9 protein-coding genes are annotated in these 10,986 nt (G+C 52.9%); 2 read left to right on the top strand and 7 right to left on the bottom strand.

Annotation, left to right across the window (positions count from 1 at the left end; translation table 11 throughout):
- From D6694_06585 to D6694_06575, 3 genes are all read right to left on the bottom strand, one after another.
- The coding region (locus D6694_06585; protein ID RMH43822.1) for a hypothetical protein at positions 1–785 on the bottom strand (785 nt) is incomplete at its 3' end.
- 48 nt (positions 786–833) lie between these two features.
- A complete protein-coding gene (locus D6694_06580) occupies positions 834–2,219 on the bottom strand; it encodes an aspartate kinase (protein ID RMH43821.1) in 1,386 nt (461 codons plus the stop codon).
- Complete coding sequence (locus tag D6694_06575; protein RMH43820.1) at positions 2,216–3,607, bottom strand: threonine synthase; 1,392 nt, start codon at positions 3,605–3,607, stop codon at positions 2,216–2,218. The genes D6694_06580 and D6694_06575 overlap by 4 nt, the downstream gene beginning before the upstream one ends.
- A gap of 233 nt (positions 3,608–3,840) precedes the next feature.
- Here D6694_06575 and D6694_06570 point away from each other — a divergent pair, with 233 nt between their 5' ends.
- Complete coding sequence (locus tag D6694_06570; GenBank protein ID RMH43823.1) at positions 3,841–5,631, top strand: Cys/Met metabolism pyridoxal-phosphate-dependent enzyme; 1,791 nt, start codon at positions 3,841–3,843, stop codon at positions 5,629–5,631.
- Positions 5,628–6,578, top strand: coding sequence for a homoserine kinase (locus D6694_06565; protein ID RMH43819.1), 951 nt, complete (start codon positions 5,628–5,630; stop codon positions 6,576–6,578). Before D6694_06570 ends, D6694_06565 begins: the two co-directional genes overlap by 4 nt.
- Positions 6,579–6,590: 12 nt before the next feature.
- On the opposite strand, the gene D6694_06560 is transcribed toward D6694_06565, so the two are convergent.
- The 4 genes from D6694_06560 to D6694_06545 form a co-directional block, all read right to left on the bottom strand.
- Positions 6,591–8,270 carry a glutamine--tRNA ligase/YqeY domain fusion protein gene (locus D6694_06560; GenBank protein RMH43818.1) on the bottom strand — a complete coding sequence of 560 codons (1,680 nt, stop codon included), beginning with the start codon at positions 8,268–8,270 and terminating at the stop codon, positions 6,591–6,593.
- 247 nt (positions 8,271–8,517) lie between these two features.
- Positions 8,518–9,036 carry a prepilin-type N-terminal cleavage/methylation domain-containing protein gene (locus D6694_06555; GenBank protein ID RMH43817.1) on the bottom strand — a complete coding sequence of 173 codons (519 nt, stop codon included), beginning with the start codon at positions 9,034–9,036 and terminating at the stop codon, positions 8,518–8,520.
- 34 nt (positions 9,037–9,070) lie between these two features.
- Positions 9,071–10,663 (bottom strand): EAL domain-containing protein, encoded by a 1,593-nt coding sequence (locus D6694_06550; protein ID RMH43816.1) that lies wholly within the window; start codon positions 10,661–10,663, stop codon positions 9,071–9,073.
- A 95-nt stretch (positions 10,664–10,758) separates the two neighbouring features.
- Complete coding sequence (locus D6694_06545) at positions 10,759–10,986, bottom strand: OmpA family protein (protein ID RMH43815.1); 228 nt, start codon at positions 10,984–10,986, stop codon at positions 10,759–10,761.

Here is a 10,986-nt window from a genome sequence, read left to right as displayed (position 1 = left end):
TGAGCCCACGCCAACAGACAAGCGATTTCAGGCACTTCACCAAAGGTGCGCATCAAGCCATGCGCAGGGATACCCGTCGTAACCAACGCCCGTTTCAGTAATCTCTGATAGCGTTCGGTCTCTGTCGCCGCCACCACCGCAATGCTGGCGCTGTCATCTTGGTCAAACAGTTGCTCGCAGAACACCACACAGGCGGCTATCTCAGCTTCAGGCGATTCATATTTGGCCCGTTTTGGCTGCTGACAAAGAGAAGTGAGAGACAACGACTGAGCCCCCAACCGATGAAACAGCATTTTTGCTTGGGCTGGCATATGATCAAAGCCGAAATAGCCCACTCTTTTGTTGAACGTTGACGGCATGTGCTCAATGCATAAACGTTCAAGCAACGCCGAACTGATGACGCCTCGTTCCTGTTCAAGTCTTCGATAGGCCGCTCGCCACTGCAAAAACACATCGGTATTTGGATCCGCATACTGTTGAAGTGTCGCTTCGGAGATGTTTTCTCTCAGCAACAACTCATGCGCACGCATGGCCGCATTCGCAGCCGCTAAGGGGCTCAGTATCGGTGGATCCAACGATACGCTTTCTACCGCGAGCCGCCACAGTGCCGTCGCCTGCTTCCCATCCAGCACGATCTGTTCTGGCTCATAAAGCTGGCTGACGAACCGCCAATAGGGCATCACGGAAACCGATGGGCAACTTGCGCCCTCCTTGGCCAACTGTCGAAATACCGTGGCCTTTGCCGCGGCATGGGCCAAGACCATAATGTCAAATGGCTGGTTCATCACAACCTCCCATCAGTGACACATACAGTGTCCCATAGACAGCGCCCGTCAACGTGCCTGACTCGAGTTCACCCATCCCTGCCACGCTAGACCAACAAGCGATGCCGGTAGCCGCTGACACACCTGCTCATGCAACGCTCGCTGCGCTTCTATCCCAGCACCGACCGGCACCAGCCATGAAATTTTGGTTGGTTCATTAAACTGGACTCGAACAGGCACACGTGTGGACAACACATCGCCCAAAGACGATTGCCAGTCACCTTGCTGACCACCAATCACTGTCACCCGTGCCAGCCCACACTCAACTTTTTGCGGCGAAATCGGTATCAGCGAGGTCACATCAGGCTCCGGAGCGTCGGTATTCGCCCAATACAGCACCAAATCGACACGATCAATGGCAGCAAACTGTCCCAACAGATCAAACCCATGACTGCTTAAAACATGGATGACCCTGTCCATTTCCGATTGTGGCAGAGGCTCAAATTGCAGCCAAAGCACATCATCTTGACGCGCCACGGCGATCGCCGAGTCATGATGCGCAACGTCAGCACACAACTTTGTGCCCGCTTGGTCCGGATCGGATGTCGCGCGGATCCAGACAGGGATGTTATTTTTTTGCGCGGGTGCCAAAGCACGATGATGCAGGACACGTGCCCCACAAGCCGTCATGTCCACTGCCTGCGCATAACTCAAATATTTCAGTTGCCGGGCGGTGCTGTCTTCGCGAGGATCCGTGGTAAATATGCCAGGAACATCCGTCCAAATCTCCAGCGCTTCTGCCCCCAACTTCGCAGCGAGATAGGCGGCCGTTGTGTCTGATCCCTCGCGTCCGAGCAATACCGTATCACCATTAGGATGGGAGGCGATGAACCCTTGCGTGATGACAATTGCCTGCTCCGGCAAACTGGCGCGCCACACTGGATCGGGCCGATAGTCGCATTCCGCAGACAAATAATCATGCCAAGCATCGCCCTTGGGCTCGCTGACTAACCAATGGCGAGCATCCTGCCAGATCACTGGTAAACCTTGTTGATGCAGATACGCCACACCGAGTTGCGTGGACATCAACTCGCCATACGCGAGCACTGATGCGTGTAAACGCGGTGTGATCGTTTTGTGTTGGGCAATTCTGTCAAGGCATTCATTCAATGCTTGCCACGTCGCCCCCAAGATGGTCTCACCATCAAGCCCCAGATCTGTCGCAAATTGCAAATGTAATCGGTGCAAATTGGCAAGCGCCTGAGCATGCACACCGGCACGCGCCTGATGCAGCAATCCCTCAAGCATATTGGTGACATTTTTCAGGGCACTGAGCACCACCATCACGCGCCATCCGGCCTGCCGCCTCCGTGTAATGATCGTCGCGATATTGCGCCAGTGTTCTGGACGCGCCACCGAACTCCCACCGAATTTGAGCACAACCCAACCGCTCACTTTCGTGACTCCTCAAGCGCTTCGGCAATGAACGTTTTCAGCGCATTCACACTGGCAGGAAGATCGTATTGTCTCGTCGGCAAGTCAAACAACGTCCGAATCCGTTCTGGAGTCGGTGGCGGCGAGCCGATGGCACGCTCAACCGCCTCCGGAAATTTCGCCGGGTGTGCAGTCGCAAGACAAACAGCGTCCTTGATCCCCAGCTTTTTGGCGGCGGTGACACCAACCGCTGTATGTGGGTCAAGCACATAACGGTCTTGTGCATAAGTCTCTCGAATGGTCGCAATGATTTCTTCATCATCGACGCGCACCGCCTCAAAAATCTCTCGCAATTGTGTGAGTTCTGAGTCACCCAATTGGAAACCGCCTGCATTCAGGCCCATCATCCATTCGCGCACCTTAGCGCCATCGCGCTGAGCGACGTCAAACAAAACCCGCTCGAAGTTTGATGACACCTGTATGTCCATTGCTGGGCTTAATGACGGACGCGTCTGTTCAGGGACATAGGCCCCCGTTCGAAGCACACGTACCAATATGTCATTGTGATTCGTGGCGATCACCAGCTTCGCAACCGGCAGTCCCATCCGGCGAGCAATATAACCCGCCAAAATGTCACCAAAATTGCCTGTCGGAACGACAAAGGTTAAGGGCGTATTTGGCCGTTGCCGCAAGCGTTTCAGCCCAGCATAAAAATAGTAAACCGTCTGCGCCAGAATCCGCGCCCAATTGATGGAGTTGACCGCACCAAGCGAGTAGCGGTCTCGAAATGCATGATCATTGAACAACGACTTGACCAACCCCTGGCAGTCGTCAAAATCGCCCGACACTGCCAGGTTATAGACATTGTCGTCCAACACTGTGGTCATTTGTAAGGCTTGCACGCGGCTGACACGCCCTTTCGGGTGCAACATAAAAATCGAAATTCCCTTTCGGCCTCGAACCCCTTCGATGGCCGCGCTGCCCGTATCCCCCGAGGTCGCGCCAATGATGGTCATTCGTCGACCTTGACGATGCAAAAGTTCCGAAAACAGTTCCCCGAGAAACTGCAATGCCACATCCTTAAACGCCAAAGTCGGGCCATGAAACAGCTCCAAGATATCGCATTCAGACAGTGACGCCAGTGGTGTCACCTCAGCATGGTCGAAGCGGCGATAAGCACGCGTGACGAGCTGACGCAACGTCTCAGGTGAAAGGTCGGGCGCAACAAAGGGGGTCATCACCTCGACCGCCAAATCTTGATAGGAAAGTTCTGACCACTTATCTAACTCAGCGGTCACATCAGGATAATCTTCCGGTACATACAAGCCGCCGTCTCGAGCCAAACCATCGAGCACCACTGCGCCGAAAGTGCGCGGAGCGTCCAAACCACGTGTACTGAGGTATCGCATAGCCCACCCATTCACAATGACAATGGTGCGAGTCTACCCCGCTTTTTTATGGCACACAAAACCATCTCAGACACACCCGATCTGGTCTGACCATAATCAGCACAAAATTCGGAGGTTGCCCATATTATTTGGATAAAATTCATTTCGTCCCCATCGGGCAAACAAATATTTTGATTTCCCGCCAAACTGATGACATGCTCAGAAGGTCTTACATTGTCAAAGAGGGAAGCCCTATGTCAGTTCACTCTGCTTTTGAAGCACAAAAAATTTTGTCGCCAAGAAGAAATACCACCCAAGCCACGACCACAGAGGAATTGGCGGCGGAACAGTTAGCGCATTTTGGCATTGATCCTGAGTCTGATTATGGCCGCGTGCTTCGACAAATGACCGAGCGGCTTTACCAAACACATGCCGATGTGACCGAGTTGTGGCGCATCACCACCGAAACCATTGAGCAGCTACCACAAACGGATCGCATCGCACGATTCAACGCCAAGAAATTTTTGTCGTTCCAGATTGCTAAAATTCTTGACACGCTGCAAAACCCTTTCCGCAAGACATACCAAAGTCTCAACTATTCGGATACCACGCACTATGCGAAAGGCTCCTATCCAATTTTCGACAATGTCACTGCCCTGTTTGCTGCCAATCCAGTTGTTGTCAAAACAGCCACTTACATTTACGCCTGCACGGAATGGGTTGACGACGCCTTCCATGGCAAAGAAATGACGCATCAAATCTATTCACGTCTACTGAATCCGACCTCAATTTCGCTTGCCAATGCCATTGTGGATCTCGAATGTGGTCCTGAAGCCCCCAATTATCTTGCCTGGAACTTCAACTCCGGGATGGCCGCCATCGACGCAGTACTTGGCAATGTGCTTTCATCTGGTGACATTCTGATCGTTTCGCGCAACATTTATGGTGGTGTCCATCAGTTACTGGTCGACTATTATGCACGGCCTGACAAAATGGGCATCGTCATCGAATGGTTTGACGGTTACACCGGCGAGGAATTTGCCACCCGCTATCAAGAAGTTCAGGAAAAACACGCCGAAGCACTGGCGCGGGGCAAAAAAATTCATGTGTACGTAGAAAGCCCGTGCAATCCGCATGGTTACGTGCTTGACGTACCTGCCATTTGCCAAATCGCGCACCGGCATGATTCGCTTGTCATGCTGGACTCAACCCTGGCCACACCATTTTTGGCACAGCCCTTACGCCATCCCGACAAGGCGGCTCGTCCAGATTATCTGATCCACAGTTACACCAAAGACATTTCTGGCAATGGCGCGTCCACCGCGGGCGTGGTTATTGGGGAAACCTGGCGAATGTTCATCCCGAAAGGTGAAACGGTCAACGGTCTGCCTTGGAACAAAACCATGTTCTGGGACGTGTACTACATCAAAGGGGCCTTCCTTGATGCCGACAAGGCCTTTGAGGTTCTCACGGGAATGCGAACACTTGAGGTGCGCATGATGGCAAAAGCCATCAACACGATGGCTTTGACACGTTTTTTGGATTCCCACCCCAAAATTACGGTCAATTCTCATGCTGTCTCAAGCAATCCTAACTTTGCCCTTAAGAATAAAGTCTTGCGGGATGAGTTGCCCTGCAACCTGTTCACCTTCGACCTGGAACAAGCCGGCTTTTCTCGAGATGCCTTCATTCGTTTCTTCGACTCATTGGCTCCCACATTCAATCATCAAGTCAGTATCGGTCAAACCAATACCATTGTCTTATGCCCAGCACTGACATCGCATTCTGAACTGGATCCGGAAGCCATGCGACGTGCCGGAATCTACCCAACGACCATTCGCGTTGCGGTCGGGGACGAGTCGCCCGCAGAATTGATCGCACACATCATCAACTCGGCAAGAATGTTCCTCGATCCGGAACAGCCTGGCTTTAGCGAGCAGTTTATGGCGATCGACGCCATTGATGAGATGATCGCCTCCTGTCATCACGCGGTCTGGCAAGCACATCTGGCTAACGTGCCCAAGGTGAGTGATCTGATCGCATGAACATGACCGTCCGAGCTTTTGCACCTGCCAGTGCCGCTAACTTGTCAGCCGGCTATGATGTGCTAGGGATGGCACTGGACGGGCTTGGTGATGTGGTGGAGGCCAGCTGGCATGATGCCCCAGGGGTCCATATTGTTGAAATCACTGGCGATAACGGCCGGCTACCGGTTGCGCCCGAACGCAATACCGCCTCCGTAGCTGTGCAAGCCTTGCTGGAACAAATTCAGGAAACGCGAGGCGTTGCGCTCCGCATCCACAAACAGATGCCATTTTGCTCCGGCCTCGGTTCCAGCGCCGCCAGTGCGGCAGCGGCGGTATTCGCGGTCAATGCGCTATGCGGCAATCCACTATCCACAGAAGCCCTTGTCCCTCTGGCTGCGATCGGCGAAAGTGTCGTCAGTGGCTCTCCTCACGCAGATAATGTCGCGCCAGCCCTGTTGGGTGGTGTGGTGGCCATTTTGCCCAACACACCGCCACACATTCTGAAACTGACAATTGGCGCCCCCCTATTTTACACCGTGGTTTATCCAACCTTGTCAGTCAGCACTAAAAAAGCGCGCGCATTAGTGCCTAAGCACATTGACATGCCTTTGGCCACAGAACAGGTCGCACGCGGCGCGGGATTTGTCCATGCATTGGCTCACGGCGACTGGGAGTTACTGGCCCGTTGCCTGTTCGATAATTTCGCCGAGCCATCCCGTGCGCATTTGATCCCCGGCTTTTCTCTGGTGCGCCAAGCAGCGCTGGATGCCGGGGCAATCGGGGCTGGCCTATCCGGCTCGGGGCCATCGCTATTCGCGCTCAACCCAACCATCGAAACCGCTTATCGTGTGGCAGAAGCCATGTGCGCTGTTTTTCACGATCAAGGCATTGATGCCTCCACCTTTGTGGGCCAAGTTGGCGCATCTGGTGCACGCCTCATCGCAGACAACGAAGCTTCGGTTTAAGACATCGGCCGCTTACTGCTCAGCGGCCTCAATTTTGGCCCAAGTATCACGCAAGCCGACAGTTTTATTGAAAACTGGCGCGTCCGGACGATGATCGTAGCGGTCGGCCACAAAATACCCTTCCCGTTCAAACTGAAAACCTGACTCCGGCGCGGCGTCCGCCAGTGACGGTTCCACCACGGCATCGGTGATGACATGCAATGAATTCGGGTTCAAACACTGTCGGAAATCCTCTGCCTCAGCCGGATTGGGGACATTAAATAGCCGATCGTACACGCGGACTTCCGCTCGGACACCGTATTTGGCTGACACCCAGTGAATCACGCCTTTCACTTTTCGACCCTCGGGATTGCGCCCCAAAGTGTCTTTGTCGTAATGGCACCGCAGCTCAATGATATCGCCCCGCTCGTTCTTAATGACTTCGTCACAACGAATGACATAACCGTAGCGAAGGCGCACTTCGCCGCCCAGGACCAAACGCTTAAACTTTTTGTTCGCGGATTCGCGAAAGTCATCCCGATCAATGAACAATTCTCGCGTCATCGGGATTTTGCGTTTGCCCAGTTCTTCACGTTTGGGATGACATGGCGCCTCTAACCATTCCTCGTAGTCTTCCGGCCAGTTGGTAATGGTCACTTTCAATGGTTTAAGGACCGCCATGGCTCGTGGCGCTTCCTTATCCATCACATCCCGCACAGCGTGCTCTAAAAGTGCCATATCGACGACATGGTTTTTCTTCGTCACGCCTGTGAGTTCAACGAAATTGCGGATGGCTTTGGGAGGATAACCACGACGACGCATGCCACTGATGGTCGGCATCCTCGGATCGTCCCAACCAGCCACATCACCATTTTCAACCAACTGGGTCAGTTTCCGCTTACTGGTAATGGCGTAGGCTAGGTTGAGCCGAGAAAACTCAATTTGCTGCGGATGACAGTCAATGCTGATGTTATCCAACACCCAGTCATATAACGGCCTGTGATCCTCAAACTCCAAAGTACACAGCGAATGGGTAATGCCTTCCAACGCATCCGAAATGCAATGGGTAAAGTCGTACATAGGATAAATGCACCACTTGTCGCCAGTGCGAATATGGTGCTTGCGCCGGATGCGGTAGATGACCGGATCACGCATATTCAGGTTAGGCGACGCCATATCGATTTTGGCACGCAGTACCATGGCGCCATCTGGGAATTCACCATTGCGCATACGGGCAAACAAATCAAGATTTTCCTCGATGGGGCGGTCCCGATATGGGCTATTCTGGCCCGGCTCTGTCAGCGTGCCGCGCATGCGGCGAATTTCCTCCGGCGAGGATTCGTCGACGTAGGCTTTTCCCGCTTTGATCAACTCAACGGCAAAATTATACAGTGCCTCAAAATAGTCCGACGCATGCCGAACAGGGCCGTGCCACTGGAAGCCAAGCCAGCAAACGTCTGCTTCAATCGCTTTGGCGTATTCCTCACTTTCTTTTTCTGGGTTTGTGTCATCAAATCTCAGGTGACACACGCCCCCGTACTTTTGCGCCATACCGAAGTTCAAGCAAATTGACTTGGCATGGCCGACATGTAAATAGCCGTTCGGCTCTGGCGGGAATCGCGTGACTACGGTCTTGTGTTTGCCACTTGCCAGATCTTGTTCAATGATTTGCTCAATAAAGTGTTTTGGACGTGCGCTGCTGTCGTCGCTCATAATCTAAATGGTGATGCTCAAGCAAAAGTGCTCACATTCTACCCCAGATTCGCAAATAAACGCATACTTTTCGACTGGAGAAATCAGCACAGACTTCAGCCAATTGGCCTAAACAACACAACAATACCCAGCCACCAATCTTGTGGCCATGGGTCAAACGTTACCAAGAGAACTATTCAGCCCCCCACTAATCAGGCCAAGGCAGTTGAATAGGCGGCCAGTTGGCCAGCGCATACAAATTATCTTGTTAACAGTCTACGTCGACCACGGTCACAGTACAGTTGGGGTCGCCGAAGGAATCATAAATCACGTAACAGCCTTGGTTGGTCGGCACGCCTGAAGCAGGAAGCTGATAACCGATGAGGGTATATCGATTGTCTATCCGTGTTTGCAAGTCGGCATCATAAAAATCAAGAAAATCGATCATCGTCAAGCGATTGCCCAGTTCGGCCTTACTCTCTGGACACAGGTTGCGCCAATCGACTTCAGCACTGCCGAAGGGAAACTGTACGACATAGCCATATTGATTGCCACCTGATCCCGCCGGGTTACTTGATGCTGGGCGTAAGCCAGAAGCCCGTGCCTTCATTTTGGTCATATCGGCGGCCGAGCGCATTGAGGCCGCAATACCATCAAGCACGGTGAGCCGCGCATTGCGCGTCAAATTAGAATAATATGGCACCGCATAGGCCGCGATCAGCCCGAGCACGGCGATCACGATGACCAACTCGACCAGTGTAAATCCTTGATTCGACCCGACTTTCATTCCAATACATCCATGCCCCTGCATGCTGCCAATTCTATCGTGACGTATCCCCCTCCGCAAGGACACGCTCCCCGGCCAGGCGCTGTAAGCGTGTCGGTTTGCCGAGTAAAAAGCCTTGGCCCGCCGTAAAACCAAGATCTTTGAGACGAACCCATTGTTCCCGGTGCTCAATCCCTTCTGCATACAGCGCGATGTCTTTATCACGACACAGCTGTGCCAGCGCCGATAGCCAGGCTACTGCCTGCTCTGAGTGGTGCTTGTCACAGACTTCATGCACTGCCGTCTGATGCACTTTAATATAGTCAACCGCCCATTCCATGAGCGAAGTGACATCCAGCAAGGTTTCACCAACATGGTCGAAGCCAACAGTCGTCCCGTAGCGGCGCAGTTCAGCAATAACTGGTTCTAATTTTTCTGCATATGTGGGAAGACTTGCATAGGAAATTTCGACAACAAGCCGATCGCGCAATGCAGGGTGTCCCGCCAACCGTTCGATGAGCCAGCTGGAAAAATTTTCCTTCGCCAACGACGCCGGATGAATATTGACTATCACTCGGTATGGCGCGTGATCGTCGTACATTAATATTTTAACCACATCATCGATCAACATACGGTCAATATCGGTCAGATAACCACTGGCCAAGGCCATGGGGACAAATTCCGAAGCGCTGACTGGCGCGCCTTCCTGCGTCCAGAGCACGGCAAACAGCTCCTGTGCCCAGACCTTGTTGTCGGCCATTTTGAGTACTGGTTGACGAATTAATCCAAAGTGACGTTTCGTCAATACGTGGTCAAAAAGCGTCCGCCATGCGACCATGCCGCGTATGGACAGGTGACGATCCACGTCCAGTCGAACCCACCCGCTATTGCCCCGTAATTGTGCGGTTCTCAGCGCTAAGTCCGCCGTTGAATACAGTTCATAACGGCTGACATCCGGAGAAAATACTGTTGCCCCAAGAAAATAAAGCTGATCAACATGCGCATCGACGTTCGCTGGCAATATCAAATTTTTTAAAGCCCGACATAACCGGTTACACAAGGCGCCAACATCGGAATCTTTCACAGGATGCAATGCGACAGCAAATTCATTGGCGTGGCGACGAGCAACTATGGCGTCTGGCCGATCCCGCAAGACATTGAGGATGAGCACCCCAGCTTGTTCGATCACATCGTTTCTCGCCTCGTCTGGCCAGTTGTCCATTTGCAATAACAAAAAGATGACAAGCCCAGCACCGGTGTTCAGTTCTGGCTGAAGCAACACTTCTATACGCGCATCAAAAAAGTTTCGATTGCCGAGGTGGGTTTGAGCATCGACATAGACATCGCTTTGGAGATGAGTGGCCAAATGCGCTGTTGACTGCTGAGCTTTTTGCATATGCAAACGCGCCGCCGAAGCCAGTGCATCAATGGCTTCCAGCGGCTCATCCGAAATACCATGAATGTCCAGCGTCTGGGCAGCGGCCCTGATGGCCTTGGTAATGGCACGCCGATACCACCACATCATAGCGCCGAACAGCGCCCATACACTAGCGAGTGGCCAGTCAATCGGCAAACGCATCAACAGCAGGCTGCCACCAATTCCCCAAAGTGTCAGCGACAATCGCCATAGGTTGCGTCCATTGAACATTGGGCCCCTGCCTTATCATTGCGTGCCTCTCTCATCGAAAAGTAGAAAAATCGCGGCTAATTTGCAAAACTGACATGTGGAAATTTTTGTTCAGTTCAGGTGTCATCTTTGTATAGGCGAACCACAACACGCCGGTTCTTGGCACGCCCAAGTGGATGCGCATTTGAAGCGACCGGCGCCCTTTCTCCGTAGGAACGCACCACAATGCGTTGCTTTGGCAGGCCGGCCTGTATCAGTTGGCGTTTTATGGCTTCAGCACGTTTCTGACCAAGGCGCTTGTTGTACAGGCGGCGACCTCGGCTATCTGTGTGCCCCAAAACCAG

This window comes from Gammaproteobacteria bacterium, assembly GCA_003696665.1.
GTDB lineage: Bacteria > Pseudomonadota > Gammaproteobacteria > Enterobacterales.
The sequence above is the reverse complement of the archived record's forward strand: the minus strand, read 5'-3'. Positions and strand labels throughout refer to the sequence as shown.